General features: G+C 68.8%; 16 protein-coding genes. 13 read left to right on the top strand and 3 right to left on the bottom strand.

Features of this window, described 5'->3' with window-relative positions; translation table 11 throughout:
* The 11 genes from A5648_RS19350 to A5648_RS19400 all read left to right on the top strand — a co-directional run.
* A partial coding sequence (locus A5648_RS19350) for an ADP-dependent NAD(P)H-hydrate dehydratase (RefSeq protein WP_207511774.1) occupies positions 1–670 on the top strand: 670 nt, incomplete at its 5' end.
* Between the two features lie 10 nt (positions 671–680).
* Positions 681–2,066 carry a glutamate decarboxylase gene (locus A5648_RS19355; protein ID WP_065026104.1) on the top strand — a complete coding sequence of 462 codons (1,386 nt, stop codon included), beginning with the start codon at positions 681–683 and terminating at the stop codon, positions 2,064–2,066.
* A 176-nt stretch (positions 2,067–2,242) separates the two neighbouring features.
* Entirely contained in the window at positions 2,243–3,397 is a 1,155-nt protein-coding gene (alr, locus tag A5648_RS19360; protein WP_065026105.1) for an alanine racemase, read from the top strand.
* Complete coding sequence (locus A5648_RS19365; RefSeq protein ID WP_065026146.1) at positions 3,387–4,475, top strand: alpha/beta fold hydrolase; 1,089 nt, start codon at positions 3,387–3,389, stop codon at positions 4,473–4,475. Before alr ends, A5648_RS19365 begins: the two co-directional genes overlap by 11 nt.
* On the top strand, positions 4,465–4,923 hold the full coding sequence (gene tsaE / locus A5648_RS19370) for a tRNA (adenosine(37)-N6)-threonylcarbamoyltransferase complex ATPase subunit type 1 TsaE (protein ID WP_065026106.1): 459 nt from the start codon (positions 4,465–4,467) through the stop codon (positions 4,921–4,923). The genes A5648_RS19365 and tsaE overlap by 11 nt, the downstream gene beginning before the upstream one ends.
* A complete protein-coding gene (locus tag A5648_RS19375; protein ID WP_065026145.1) occupies positions 4,920–6,005 on the top strand; it encodes a bifunctional tRNA (adenosine(37)-N6)-threonylcarbamoyltransferase complex dimerization subunit type 1 TsaB/ribosomal protein alanine acetyltransferase RimI in 1,086 nt (361 codons plus the stop codon). Before tsaE ends, A5648_RS19375 begins: the two co-directional genes overlap by 4 nt.
* On the top strand, positions 6,002–7,027 hold the full coding sequence (gene tsaD / locus A5648_RS19380; RefSeq protein WP_065026107.1) for a tRNA (adenosine(37)-N6)-threonylcarbamoyltransferase complex transferase subunit TsaD: 1,026 nt from the start codon (positions 6,002–6,004) through the stop codon (positions 7,025–7,027). Before A5648_RS19375 ends, tsaD begins: the two co-directional genes overlap by 4 nt.
* 272 nt (positions 7,028–7,299) lie before the next feature.
* Positions 7,300–7,602, top strand: a complete 303-nt coding sequence (groES, locus tag A5648_RS19385; RefSeq protein WP_019736720.1) for a co-chaperone GroES — start codon at positions 7,300–7,302, stop codon at positions 7,600–7,602.
* A gap of 92 nt (positions 7,603–7,694) precedes the next feature.
* Complete coding sequence (groL, locus tag A5648_RS19390; RefSeq protein ID WP_065026108.1) at positions 7,695–9,308, top strand: chaperonin GroEL; 1,614 nt, start codon at positions 7,695–7,697, stop codon at positions 9,306–9,308.
* Positions 9,309–9,473: 165 nt separating this feature from the next.
* Positions 9,474–9,773, top strand: a complete 300-nt coding sequence (locus tag A5648_RS19395; RefSeq protein ID WP_065026109.1) for a GlsB/YeaQ/YmgE family stress response membrane protein — start codon at positions 9,474–9,476, stop codon at positions 9,771–9,773.
* A gap of 13 nt (positions 9,774–9,786) precedes the next feature.
* Entirely contained in the window at positions 9,787–10,068 is a 282-nt protein-coding gene (locus A5648_RS19400) for a hypothetical protein (RefSeq protein ID WP_065026147.1), read from the top strand.
* Between the two features lie 48 nt (positions 10,069–10,116).
* On the opposite strand, the gene A5648_RS19405 is transcribed toward A5648_RS19400, so the two are convergent.
* The gene (locus tag A5648_RS19405; protein WP_234787484.1) at positions 10,117–11,115 is read right to left on the bottom strand and encodes a PE-PPE domain-containing protein; all 999 of its coding nucleotides are present in this window, start codon (positions 11,113–11,115) and stop codon (positions 10,117–10,119) included.
* Positions 11,116–11,234: 119 nt separating this feature from the next.
* Here A5648_RS19405 and A5648_RS19410 point away from each other — a divergent pair, with 119 nt between their 5' ends.
* Together A5648_RS19410 and A5648_RS19415 are read left to right on the top strand one after the other, a co-directional pair.
* On the top strand, positions 11,235–11,615 hold the full coding sequence (locus tag A5648_RS19410) for a carboxymuconolactone decarboxylase family protein (protein WP_065026110.1): 381 nt from the start codon (positions 11,235–11,237) through the stop codon (positions 11,613–11,615).
* On the top strand, positions 11,612–12,499 hold the full coding sequence (locus A5648_RS19415; RefSeq protein ID WP_065026111.1) for an NAD(P)-dependent oxidoreductase: 888 nt from the start codon (positions 11,612–11,614) through the stop codon (positions 12,497–12,499). Before A5648_RS19410 ends, A5648_RS19415 begins: the two co-directional genes overlap by 4 nt.
* On the opposite strand, the gene A5648_RS19420 is transcribed toward A5648_RS19415, so the two are convergent.
* On the bottom strand, positions 12,483–13,421 hold the full coding sequence (locus A5648_RS19420) for a PE-PPE domain-containing protein (RefSeq protein WP_065026112.1): 939 nt from the start codon (positions 13,419–13,421) through the stop codon (positions 12,483–12,485). The genes A5648_RS19415 and A5648_RS19420 overlap by 17 nt on opposite strands.
* 160 nt (positions 13,422–13,581) lie before the next feature.
* A complete protein-coding gene (locus tag A5648_RS19425; protein WP_065026149.1) occupies positions 13,582–13,893 on the bottom strand; it encodes a DUF732 domain-containing protein in 312 nt (103 codons plus the stop codon).
* Between the last annotated feature and the right edge of the window lie 65 nt (positions 13,894–13,958).

Genomic DNA, 13,958 nt, shown 5'->3' on the forward strand with positions numbered 1-13,958 from the left:
CGCGGCGGTGGCCGCCACCTCCGGCATGGTGCGCTACGCCGGAAGTGCTGCCGCGCAAGTGGTTTCGCACTGGCCCGAGGTGGTGGCCGCGCCCAGCCCGGCGGCGGCCGGCCGGGTGCAGGCCTGGGCCGTCGGGCCGGGGTTGGGCACCGACGAGGCCGGGGCGGCCGCACTGTGGTTCGCGCTCGGCACCGACCTGCCGGTGATCGTCGATGCCGACGCGCTGACCATCCTGGCCGCCCACCCCTCGCTGGTGGCCGATCGACAGGCCCCGACGGTGCTCACCCCGCACGCCGGCGAGTTCGCCCGGCTGGCCGGCCACCCGCCCGGGCCGGACCGGGTGGGTGCGGCCCGCGCCCTTGCCGAGAAGTTCGGGGCCACCGTGCTGCTCAAGGGCAACGTCACCGTCGTCGCCGACCCGTCCGGCCCGGTTTATCTCAACCCCGCCGGCGGGTCCTGGGCGGCCACCGCCGGCTCCGGCGACGTGCTGTCCGGGATGATCGCCGCCCTGCTGGCCTCCGGGCTGCCCGCCGGGAAAGCCGCTGCCGCAGCCGCGTTCGTGCATACCCGCGCTGCCGCGGCTTCGGCCGCCGATCCCGGACCCGGCGACACCCCGACGTCGGCGTCGCGCATCCTGGCCCACATCCGCACCGCCCTGGCCCAGCTATAGAGGAGATGCCGTGTCCCATTCCCACCCGTCGGTCCCCGCGCACACCGTCGCCCCCGCCTACACCGGGCGGCTGTTCACCGCCCCGGTCCCGGCGTTGCGGATGCCCGACGACCCGATGGACCCGCAGGCCGCCTACCGCTTCATCCACGACGAGCTGATGCTCGACGGCAGTTCCCGGCTGAATCTGGCCACCTTCGTCACCACTTGGATGGACCCCGAGGCGGCGACGCTGATGGCGGAGTCGTTCGACAAGAACATGATTGACAAGGACGAGTACCCGGCCACCGCGGCCATCGAGCAGCGCTGCGTGTCCATGGTCGCCGACCTGTTCCACGCCGAGAACCTGCGCGACGACGACCCGGCCAGCGCCATCGGGGTCTCCACCGTCGGGTCGTCCGAGGCGGTGATGCTGGGCGGGTTGGCGATGAAGTGGCGCTGGCGGGCCAGGGTCGGCGACTGGCAGGGGCGCACGCCCAATCTGGTGATGGGATCCAACGTCCAGGTGGTGTGGGAGAAGTTCTGCCGCTACTTCGACGTCGAGCCCCGCTACCTGCCGATGGCCGAGGGCCGCTACGTGATCACCCCCGAGCAGGTGATCGACGCCGTCGACGAGAACACCATCGGGGTGGTGGCGATCCTGGGCACCACCTACACCGGCGAGCTCGAGCCCGTCGAGGCGATCTGCGCGGCGCTGGACAAGGTGGCCACCGGGGGCGGCGTGGATGTGCCGGTGCATGTCGACGCGGCCAGTGGTGGGTTCGTGGTGCCTTTCCTGCACCCGGATCTCAAATGGGACTTCCGGCTGCCGCGGGTGGTGTCGATCAACGTCAGCGGCCACAAGTACGGGCTGACCTACCCCGGCATCGGCTTCGTGGTGTGGCGGGCCGCCGACTATCTGCCCGAGGAACTGGTGTTCCGGGTCAACTACCTGGGCGGGGACATGCCCACCTTCACGCTGAACTTCTCCCGGCCGGGCAACCAGGTCGTCGGCCAGTACTACAACTTCCTGCGGCTGGGCCGCAGCGGCTACACCGAGGTGATGCGGACCTTGTCCGACACCGCGCGCTGGCTCGCGCGTCAGCTGGCCGCCAGTGAGCACTTCGAGGTGATCAGCGACGGCTCGGCGATCCCGGTGGTGTCGTGCCGCCTCACCGGGAAGCGCGGCTACACCGAGTTCGACGTCTCCCACGAGCTGCGCACCTTCGGCTGGCAGGTGCCGGCCTACACCATGCCGGAGGGCGCCGAGGACGTCGCGGTGCTGCGGGTGGTGGTGCGCGAGGGCCTGTCCGCGGACCTGGCCCGGGCGTTGTTCGATGACATCGTGAAGTCGGTGACCGCCCTGGACCGGGTCAAGCCCGAGGGGCACTACGACGATGAGCAGCACTTCGCGCATTAGCTTCCTCGGCCTTCGGCCCCCTTCCTCGCCCTTCGGTCACCTCCCTCCGAGCCTTCGGCCCCCTCCCGCCGCCGAGTGTGTAACAGCTGCGATTTTTCGCCCGTTTTTTCGCAGTGGTTGCACACTCGGCGCGGGCGGCGGGGCATACGGGCGGTTCTGGGACAATTGACGGTGACATGACTGCCACATCCCGAACGGCCGGCCTGCTCGGTGAAGCGCTGGTGGACCTGGACGCCATAGCCCACAACGTGCGGGTGCTGTCCGACCAGGCCGGCGCCGCCGAACTGATGGCTGTGGTCAAGGCCGATGGCTACGGTCACGGCGCGGTCCAGGTGGCGCGCGCGGCGCTGGCGGCCGGTGCCGTCGAACTCGGGGTCGCCACCGTCGACGAGGCGCTGGCGTTGCGGGCGGCCGGCATCGCCGCCCCGGTGCTGGCGTGGCTGCATGGGCCCGACACCGACTTTGCGCCCGCCCTGGCCGCCGACGTGCAGATCGCGGTTGCCTCGGTGCGCCAGCTGAACGAGTTGCTCGACGCGGTGCGACGCACCGGCCGCACCGCGACGGTCACGGTCAAGGCCGACACCGGGATGAACCGCAACGGCGTCGGTGCCGCCGGCTACCCGGAGCTGCTGAGCGCGCTGCGCCGCGCCGTCGCCGACGACGCGATCCGGGTGCGGGGTCTGATGTCGCACCTGGCCTGCGCCGACGAGGCCGCCAGCCCGGTCAATGACCTTCAGGCCGGGCGGTTCTCCGACATGCTGAGCCTGGCTCACGATCAGGGCCTGAAATTCGAGGTGGCGCACCTGGCCAACTCGGCCGGGGTGATGAGCCGCCCCGACCTGGCCTTCGACATGGTGCGGCCGGGAATCGCCCTATACGGCCTGAGTCCGATTCCGGAGCGCGGCGACATGGGCCTCATCCCGGCCATGACGCTGAAATCCATTGTGGTATTGGTGCGCTCGTTGAAAGCGGGGGAGGGTGTCTCCTACGGGCACACCTGGATCGCCGAGGCCGACACCACCGTGGCGCTGGTGCCGATGGGGTACGCCGACGGGGTGTTCCGCCCGTTGAGTGGACGCTTCGAGGTGCTGATCAACGGCCGGCGCCGGCGCAGCGTCGGGCGGGTGTGCATGGACCAGTTCGTCGTCGACCTCGGTCCCGGGCCGGTCGACGTCACCGAGGGCGACGAGGTCGTGCTGTTCGGGCCCGGTGCGAGCGGCGAGCCGTTGGCCCAGGACTGGGCCGACGAGCTGGGAACCATCCATTACGAGGTGGTGAACTCACCACGCGGACGGGTGGCCAGGACGTATCGGGGTGCCGATGGCCGCTAGAAGACGAACCTGGCTGGCCGGGGCGGCCGGGCTGTCCGCCGTGGGCACCATTGCCGGGTCCGCCGTCGCGCGCTCGGTAACCCGGCGCACCACTGCCGAAGATCCCTACGCGGCCGAGGATTTCGAAATTCTGGCGCACGACCACAGTTCGGTGGTTGTCACCGACGACGGCGTCGAACTGGCGGTGCGCGACGTGGGACCCCGCAACGCGCCGCTGACCGTGGTGTTCGCGCACGGATTTTGTTTGCGGATGGGCTCTTTTCACTTTCAGCGGGCCCGGCTGACCGCCGAGTGGGGCAGGCAGGTGCGGATGGTCTTCTATGACCAGCGCGGCCACGGCGACTCGACCGTCGGCTCGCCCGCGAGTTACACCGTGCCGCGGCTCGGTCAGGACCTGGAGTTGGTGCTGCAGGTGGCGGCGCCGCGCGGTCCGGTGGTGCTGGTCGGGCATTCGATGGGCGGCATGACCGTGCTGTCGCACGCCCGCCAGTTTCCCCAGCACTACGGCAGCAAGATCGTCGGCGCAGCACTGATCTCCTCGGCGGCCAGAGGGGTTTCCCGATCGCCGCTCGGGGAGATTCTGCGCAACCCGGCCCTGGAGGCCGTCCAGTTCAGCGTGCGCTACGCACCCAAGCTGGTGCACCGCGGACGCGGCGCGGCCCGCCGGGTGATCTCCCCGATCCTGCGAGCGGCCTCCTACGGCACCGACGAGATCAGCCCGAGCGTGGTGGCGTTCTCCGAAGAGATGATGCACACCACCCCGGTCGCCACCATGGTGGGTTTCCTGCACGCGCTGGAGGTGCACGACGAGAGCGCCGCGCTGGCGACACTGGCCAAGATCCCGACCCTGGTCGCTTGCGGTGATCGCGATCTGCTTACCCCAGACGGCTATTCGCGGGCGATGGCGGCCGTGCTGTGGGATTGCGAGCTGGTGATCGTGCCCGGCGCCGGGCACCTGGTGCAGCTGGAGGAACCCGACGTCATCGATGACGCTCTGGTGCGCTTGGTCGAGCGCGCCACACCGCGCCGGGTGGAGCTGACCCGCCGGTTGCGCCGGAAGGCCGGGCGTGGCGGCTGAAACGCAGATCCTGGCGACCGCCGAAGACACCATCGCGCTGGGCGCGCGACTGGGTGCTCAGCTGCGCGCCGGCGACGTGGTGGTGCTGTCCGGTCCGCTCGGAGCCGGAAAAACGGTGCTGGCCAAGGGGATCGCCGCCGCTCTCGACGTCGACGGGCCGGTCACCTCGCCGACGTTCGTGCTGGCCCGTGAACACCGGCCCCGCCGTCCCGGCGCCCCGGCGATGATCCACGTCGATCTGTACCGGCTGCTCGACGAGTCGGGCCTGGACCTGCTGGCCGAGCTGGACTCGCTGGACCTGGACACCGAACTCGACGACGCCGTCGTCGTGGTCGAGTGGGGCGAAGGACTGGCCGAGCGACTCTCCGAGCGGCACCTGGACATTCGGTTGGACCGCGGCGCCGAATCCGAGGCGCGCACCGCGACGTGGCGGTGGCAGACGCCATGACCGGGACGATCCTGACCATTGACACCGCCACGCCTGCGGTTACCGCGGGCGTGGTGGCCCTAGACGAGACCGACCGGCGCACCGTATTGGCCGAGCGGGTGACGCTGGATGCCCGCGCGCACGCGGAGCGACTCACCCCCAATGTGCTTGCCGCCCTGGTCGATGCCGGCTTGAGCATGACCGATCTGGCCGCGGTGGTGGTGGGTTGCGGGCCGGGGCCGTTCACCGGTCTGCGGGTCGGGATGGCCAGTGCGGCCGCCTACGGGCACGCCCTGGGCATACCGGTGCTCGGAGTGTGCAGCCTGGACGCGATCGGGGTGTGCACCACCGGCGCCGCCTTGGTGGTCACCGACGCCCGGCGCCGCGAGGTCTACTGGGCGCGCTACCGGGACGGGATCCGGGTGGCCGGACCGGCGGTGAGCGCCCCGGCCGCAGTCGATCCCGGCGACGCCCTCGCGGTGGCCGGCTCGCAAGCGCACGCCGGACTGTTCGACCTGCCGACGCTCGACGTGTCCTACCCGACGCCGGCGGGACTGGTTGCCGCGGTGCGGGATTGGGACGCCGATCCGGCGCCGCTGGTGCCGCTGTATCTGCGCCGGCCCGACGCCAAGCCGGCGGCGTCCACCACGCCGCTGGTCACCCTCGGCCCGCTGGTCGAATCCGACGCGCCGCGCTGTGCCGAACTGGAGGCGAAGCTGTTCGGCGGCGACGACCCGTGGCCGGCCGCGGCTTTTCGCCGGGCGATCAGTGCCCGCGACCACCACTACGTCGCGGCCCGCATCGGCGACACACTCGTGGGCTACGCCGGGATCTCGCGGCTGGGGCGCACCCCGCCGTTCGAATTCGAGGTGCACACCATCGGAGTGGACCCGGGCCACCAGGGCCGCGGGATCGGCCGCACGCTGCTGGCCGACCTGCTGGCCTACGCCGACGGCGGCGTCGTACACCTGGAGGTCCGCACTGACAACGCCGCGGCGATTGCGCTCTACCGCGACGTCGGCTTCGTCGAGACGGGGCTGCGTCGGCGCTACTACCGCAATGGCGCGGACGCCTACATGATGCGGCGGGAGGCCTGTCCATGACGATCGTGCTTGCCATCGAATCCTCGTGCGACGAAACAGGTGTCGGCATCACCCGTCTGGAAGCCGACGGCACCCTGACGTTGCTGGCCGACGAGGTGGCCTCCAGCGTGGAGGAGCACACCCGGTTCGGTGGGGTGGTGCCCGAGGTCGCGTCGCGGGCGCACCTGGAGGCGCTGGGCCCGACCATGCGCCGGGCCTTGGCGACGGCGGGGGTGGACAAGCCCGACGCCGTGGCGGCCACCATCGGACCGGGTCTGGCCGGGGCGCTGCTGGTGGGCGCGGCCGCGGCCAAGGCCTACGCGGCGGCCTGGGGCGTGCCGTTCTACGCCGTCAACCACCTGGGCGGGCACCTGGCCGCCGACGTCTACGCGCACGGGCCGCTGCCCGAATGCGTGGGGCTGCTGGTCTCCGGCGGCCACACCCACCTGCTGCACGTGCGGTCGCTGGGGGAGCCGATCGTCGAGCTGGGCAGCACTGTCGACGACGCCGCGGGGGAGGCCTACGACAAGGTGGCCCGGCTGCTCGGGCTGGGCTATCCGGGTGGGCGGGTGCTCGACGAGCTGGCCCGCACCGGCGACCGCGAGGCGATCACGTTCCCGCGCGGGATGACCGGCCCGCGCGATGACCCCTATGCGTTCAGCTTCTCCGGCCTGAAGACCGCGGTGGCCCGCTATGTGGAGCGCAACCCCGACTTCGTCCCTGCCGACGTGGCGGCCGGCTTCCAGGAGTCGGTCGCCGACGTGCTGACCGCCAAGGCGGTTCGTGCCGCCACCGACCTCGGGGTCGACACGCTGCTGATCGCCGGCGGGGTGGCCGCTAATTCCCGGTTGCGTGAGCTGGCCGAGCAGCGCTGCCAGGCAGCCGGGTTGACACTGCGGATCCCGCCGCTGCGATTGTGCACCGACAATGGGGCGATGATCGCGTCGTTCGCGGCGCACCTGATCGCCGCCGGGGTGGCACCGTCGCCGCTGGATGTGGCCACCAACCCGGGCCTGCCGGTGGTCCAGTGCCGGGTCGCCTGACCCACCCCGGCGAACGTGCGTGTTTGCACCGCGACACGCCGTTGCGGGCGTACCAATGTGCACCTTCGCGCAGAAGTTGCGGTTCGCACCGGGTCGACCTTGAGTGCTAGCACTCTCATGTATAGAGTGCTAGGTGGCAATCGGACGATTCCTTGCTCGGCACCCGCGACGACGACGCGAGGACGCGCACGAATGCCGAACACCTTAAGTAAGTACGTTCCGATGGGCCCGGTGAGCCGGGTCGCATCCAGACAATGTGGAGGGCTCCAATCGTGGCGAGCGTGAACATCAAGCCACTCGAGGACAAGATCCTCGTTCAGGCCAACGAGGCCGAGACCACGACCGCTTCCGGTCTGGTCATTCCGGACACTGCCAAGGAGAAGCCGCAGGAAGGCACCGTCGTCGCCGTCGGCCCCGGCCGGTGGGACGAGGATGGCGACAAGCGGATCCCGCTGGACGTCAAGGAAGGCGACGTCGTCATCTACAGCAAGTACGGCGGCACCGAGATCAAGTACGCCGGCGAGGAGTACCTGATCCTGTCGGCGCGCGACGTGCTGGCCATCGTCGGCAAGTAGCCACAAGCAACCACCGTGCCCGCCCCGGAGATCCCCGTACCAATCTGGTTTAGGGGGGATCTCCGGGGCGGCACGCGTCAGAGAGAAGAGCCATGAGCAAGCAGATTGAGTTCAACGAGGCTGCCCGCCGGGCCATGGAGACCGGCGTCGACAAACTCGCCGACGCGGTCCGGGTCACCCTGGGCCCGCGCGGCCGCACCGTGGTGCTGGCCAAGTCGTTCGGCGGCCCGACGGTGACCATGGACGGCGTCGCCGTGGCCCGTGAGATCGACCTGGAAGACCCGTTCGAGAACCTCGGCGCCCAGCTGGTGAAGTCGGTGGCCACCAAGACCAACGACGTGGCCGGCGACGGCACCACCACCGCCACCGTGCTGGCCCAGGCCATCATCTCCGGCGGGCTGCGCAACGTCGCGGCCGGCGCCAACCCGATCGCGCTGGGCGCCGGTATCGCCAAGGCGGCCGACGCGGCGTCGGCGGCGTTGCTCGCCGCGGCCACCCCGGTCTCGGGCAAGGAGTCGATCGCGCAGGTGGCCAACGTGTCCTCACGCGACGAGGAGATCGGTGAGCTGGTCGGCGAGGCGATGACCAAGGTCGGCAGCGACGGAGTGGTCAGCGTGGAGGAGTCCTCGACGCTGTCCACCGAGCTGCAGATCACCGACGGTGTCGGCTTCGACAAGGGTTTCCTGTCGGCCTACTTCGTCACCGATTTCGACGCGCAGGAGGCCGTCCTGGAGGACGCGCTGATCCTGCTGCACCGGGACAAGATCAGCTCGCTGCCCGACCTGCTGCCGCTGCTGGAGAAGGTCGTCGAGGCGGGCAAGCCGCTGGTGATCATCGCCGAGGACGTCGAGGGCGAGCCGCTGTCGACGCTGGTGGTCAACGCGATCCGCAAGACCCTCAAGGCCGTCGCGGTCAAGGCGCCGTACTTCGGCGACCGGCGCAAGGCGTTCCTGGAGGATCTCGCGGTGGTCACCGGCGCCCAGGTGATCAACCCCGACGTCGGCCTGACGCTGCGCGAGGCCGGTCTCGACGTGCTCGGCTCCGCCCGCCGGGTGGTGGTGTCCAAGGACGACACCGTCATCGTCGATGGAGCCGGCGGGTCCGACCAGGTGGCCGCTCGGGTCAAGCAGCTGCGCGCCGAGATCGAGGCGACCGACTCCGACTGGGACCGCGAAAAGCTCGAGGAGCGGCTGGCGAAGCTGGCCGGCGGCGTGGCCGTGATCAAGGTCGGTGCGGCCACCGAGACCGCGCTCAAGGAGCGCAAGCACCGGGTCGAGGACGCGGTGGCGGCGGCCAAGGCCGCGGTCGAAGAGGGCATCGTCCCCGGCGGCGGCGCCGCTCTGGTGCAGGCCCGCGCGGCGCTGTCGGAGCTCGCGCTGAGCGGTGACGAGGCGCTGGGCGTCGAGGTGTTCGCCGCCGCGCTGAGTGCACCGCTGTACTGGATCGCCACCAACGCCGGCGTCGACGGTGCCGTGGTGACCAGCAAGGTGGCCGAACTGCCTGCCGGGCAGGGCTTCAACGCTGCGACGCTGACCTACGGTGACCTGGCCGCCGACGGGATCGTCGACCCGGTCAAGGTGACCCGGTCGGCGGTGCTCAACGCCGCCTCGGTGGCGCGGATGGTGCTGACCACCGAGACCGCCGTGGTGGAGAAGCCGGCCGAGGAGGCCGCCGACGCCCACGGGCATCACGGGCACGCGCACTAGCCCGGCGCGACAAGACGCGAAAGCCCCCATTTCGGCAACGGAATGGGGGCTTTCGCGTCTTCTCGGCGGCCTGGATGCGGCGGTTTGTAACCGCGCAAAACGGGTATTGATTCATCGCGTCGTCGATCAGGACGGTGTATTGAAGGCGCTGTAAAGGAGATCACGATGGACCCAGTGGCGGCTACTGAATTCCTGGCCCGCTCTAGCACGTTGACCAGTGTCGGATGGATCGGTTACATCATTATCGGAGCCATTGCCGGCTGGATCGCAGGCATGATCATGAAGACCAAGTACGGCCTGCTTACCGATGTCGTCGTCGGCGTTGTCGGCGCTTTGATCGGCGGTTTTCTGCTCAGCTTCGTCGTCGACACGGCAAGCGGGGGCTGGTGGTTCACCTTGTTCACCGCAATTCTGGGCGCGGTCATCCTGCTCTGGCTGCTGCGTCTGTTCGGGCGCGAGGCGTAAGGGGCGAGCGATGATGATGAAATACGTTGCGGTTGGGGCCATGAGCCTGGGTGTGCTGCTGTCCAGCGGGTGCTCGGCATCGAAGGTGATCAACACCGGTGGCGACACCAGGTGCAAGGACTTCGTCGAACAGGACGAGAAAAAGCAGGACGACGAAATCAGCAAGATGCTCAAAGACAAGAGCGGCGCGGACCCCTCCAATTTGGAGATTTCTGCGACCCGACTGTCAGTGTCGACTTACTGCAAGACGGTGGGAACTCCGGACAGCAAGATATCCGAGGCCCCGCACGGCTGATTGGAATTGCGCTGGCCCCAACACGATTCGTTCCAGGCTGTGCACGGCTCAGAAGAAGTTGCTGAAAAGCAGGTTCATCGAGTCGAACAGGGCCTGGAACGGATCGCTGGTGGCGACCCCGTGCCAGAGTAAGGCGCTGAGCCAGGCGTCGAAGCCGTTGATGTCGCTGTCGTCGATATTGACGTAGGTCAGGGCACCGTCGACCGTGGTGGTGGCGTCGGCGATCTGGTCCGGCGTCAACCCCAGGTACTCGACGTGGGCACCGAAGATGCCCAGCAACGCGCCCCACAGGCCGTCGGCGGCGTAGACGTCGGCGAAGTTGGAGACCGGATCATCGGGCAGGCCGTAGATGGTGGCCGCGTACAGATCGTTGGGCGTCAGGTTCCCGAGGACTTCGGTCATGCCGAGAAGATTCAGCAGATAGTGCGTCAGGCTGGGCCCGATCGTCGCCTCCATCGCCGCTTCCAGGTACTGCCAGACGCCGTCCGGCGCGGAGGGGTTGCCGATGAACACGAAATGCAGCGAGTCCAGCGGGATGCCCGATTCGGCGAGCCGGGTCATGGCGATCGACTCGGCGGTGGCGCTTTGGGAGTAGCCGAAGATCGTCAGCGGGTGTTCGGCATCGTAGGCGCCCGGGTTGGCGGCGAAGGCGTTCTGGACCGCGAGCACGATGAGCCCCGCGCCGGTGAGGCTACTGGGGCCCTGCTGGAACAGTTCCGGGGTGGTCAGCACCTGCAGTGGGGCGCTGCACGGGTCGGTGCCGTCCATGTAGCAGACCGTCGAGTCGGTCGAGCCGCCATTGAAACCGAGCGGGTTGAGGTAGAGATTCTCGGCGGATCGCGCGAATTCGGGTGAAGGCGTCGGCTGGCCGGTTCCGCCGAGGATGAGCGCCGTCTGGCTGCCCGCCAGCGGACCGGTGGACGCCAGCAGCGTGGCCGCGGCGCTGACGGTCTGACTGACCCCCACGCCGGCCGCGGCCGCCAGCATTCCGGCGACCGCGAGTTGGGCGACCGCCTTGTACGCATTCCCAACCTGGACCTGAGTCATCGCACCCTCCCCGCTGTGTGTTGGATGAGATTATCCCGTTCTCATATTTGAGTCTAGGGTTCTCACTGTCGTTCTCGACGGGGCGCAACTCCGCCGACAGCATCGCCACAAGGAGAACCATGGACCAACCGACCTACGAGCGGGGCCGCGAAATCCGCAAGGCCGTGCTGGGCGACGCCTATGTCGCCAAGGCCGAGACCGGTGACGACTTCTCGAAGCCGTTCCAGGACTTGGTCACGGAGTACTGCTGGGGCGCGGTGTGGGGACGCGACGGCCTGTCGCGCAAGACCCGCAGCATGCTCAACCTGGCGATGATCGCGGTGCTCAACCGGCCCCATGAGCTGCGCACTCACGTCAAAGGGGCGCTCACCAACGGCGTCACCCGCGAGGAGATCCGAGAGGTTTTCATGCAGGTGGCGATCTACGCCGGCGTTCCCGCCGCGGTGGACAGCTTCCGGATCGCCCGCGAAGCGTTCGCCGAATACGAGAGCGCGCGATGATCGGCTTCATCGGGTTGGGCAACATGGGATTTCCCATGGCCAACCGGCTGGCGGCCGCGGGCCGCGAACTGGTCGTCTATGACCCACGCGTCGAAGTAGTGCAGCAGGCAGCGGCTTTCGGCGCCCATGGTGCGTCCTCTTCCCGCGCGGTGGCCGACCGGGCGGAGATCGTGTTGGCCAGCCTGCCGTCGTTGCAGGCGTCGGCGGCGGTAGCCGCGGAGGTGACCAATGGCGCCAAGGTCGCGGTGTTCGTCGACCTGTCGACCGTAGGAAGTGCTGCGGCGCAACGCAACCACGCCACCCTGGCCGCCGGCGGAATCGCGGCGCTGGACGCTCCGGTCAGCGGCGGCGTGGGCGGGGCGCAGCAGGGCGGCCTGGCCATCATGGTCTCCGGGCCGCGCGCGGCGTTCGACACCGCCAAGGCGCTGCTGGAGGAACTGGGCCGCCCGATCTTCGTCGACGAGAAACCCGGCGCCGCCCAGACCATGAAACTGGTCAACAACCTGATGGCGGCCACCACACTGGCCGCCACCGCCGAAGTCATGGTGATGGGAGTCAAGGCCGGCCTCGACCCGCAGGTGATGATCGAGGTGCTCAACGCCGGCTCGGGCGGAACCCACGCCAGCCGCGACAAGTTTCCCAAGGCGGTGTTGCCGCGCACCTTCGACTACGGATTCGCGACCGGCCTGATGGTCAAGGACGTGCGGCTCTACCTCGACGAAGCGCAGACGCTGGGCCTGCCGAGGCCGATCGCCGACGCGGTGGCCGGCCTGTGGGAGTCGACGCTGCGCGAGCAGGGCCCCGAGTCTGATTTCACCTCGGTCGTCAAGGTGTTGGAGGAGGCCGCCGGGGTCACCGTCGGCGCGATCAGAAGAAGTCGTTGAACAGCAGTTGCAAAGAGTCCCAGAGGCTCTCGAAGATGCCGCTGTTGGCTGCTCCGCCGACGAAGACGGCATTGAGCCAGGCATCGAGGCCGTTGATGTCGCTGTCGTCGATGTTGACGTAGGTCAGGTCGCCGTCGACCGTGGTGGTGGCGTCGGCGACCTGCTCGGGTGTCAGGCCCAGGTACCACACGTGCGGCCAGAGGATGTCCAGCAGCGCGCCGAACAGACCTTTATCCGCATAGACGTCGGTGAAGTTGGCGACCGGGTCGCCCGGCAGGCCGTAAATCGTTGTGGCGTAGAGGTCATTGGGGGTGAGGTTGCCCAGGACTTCGGTCATGCCGAACAGATTGAGCAGATAGTTCGTCAGGCTGGGCCCGAGCGTCGCCTCCATGGCCGCTTCCACGTGTTGCCAGATGCCATCTGGAGTCGACGGGTCGCCGATGAACACGAAATGCAATGAATCGCTGGGAATTCCGAGCTCGGCCAGCCGGGTCATGGCGATCGACTCGGCGGTGGCGCTTTGGGAGTAGCCGAAGATCGTCAGCGGGTGTTCGGCGTCGAACGCGCCCGGGTTGGCGTTGAATTCGTTCTGAACGGCGAGCACGATGGCCGACGCGCCCGTGAGACTGCTCGGGCCCTGCTGGATCAGTTCGGGTGTCGTGAGCACCTGCAGCGGGGCGCTGCACGGGTCGGTGCCGTCCATGTAACAGACCGTCGAGTCGGTTGATCCGCCGTTGAATCCCAATGGGTTCAGAAACAGGTTCTCGGCGGATCGCGCGAATTGCGGTGACGGCGTCGGCTCGGTGGTGCCGCCCAGGATGAGCGCCGTGACGCTGCCGGCCAGTGGACCGGTGGAGGCCAACAGCGTGGCCGCGGCGCTGACGGTTTGGCTGATCCCCACGCCGGCCGCGGCCACGATCATGCCGGAGACGGCAACGTGGGCAACCGATGTTTTTACTGCTGCTCCCCGCGTTCTCATCGCATGTGCTTATCACACGCTGATATTGAGCTCACGGGTTTTGCGATCGTTGTAATTGACACGCCCGTCAGACTGGCCGGGTGTTTTCGCTGTCCCGGGACGGTCAGAGCGTGTCCGGGCACAGATTGTGCTGCGCGGCGTTCAGCAGCATGCGGCCCTTGTCGAGGTCGTTCGGGTTCAGCTGCGCCAGCGTCTGTTCGGGCTTCTCGCCCAGGTGCAGCCGGTTGCAGGCCATCCAGCCGTTGGCCACCACCACCCCGTCGGGCATCTGGGCGTCTCCGATGCTCAGGCCCGGGAAGCCGTTGGCCCGCAGTTCATTGAGGAACCCTTGCTCATCGGCGCTGGCCAGGGGTGCGCCGGCCACACCGATGGCGAATCCTGCCGCGACGGTTCCGAACAGAAGCTGCTTGCGCACGTTGTTCCCCTCGCTCTCGACGGCCCGCACCGTGGGGAAGCGTAACGGTGGCGCCGGCGGCGATG

The organism is Mycolicibacter sinensis (assembly GCF_001673565.1).
Lineage (GTDB): Bacteria > Actinomycetota > Actinomycetes > Mycobacteriales > Mycobacteriaceae > Mycobacterium > Mycobacterium sinense_C.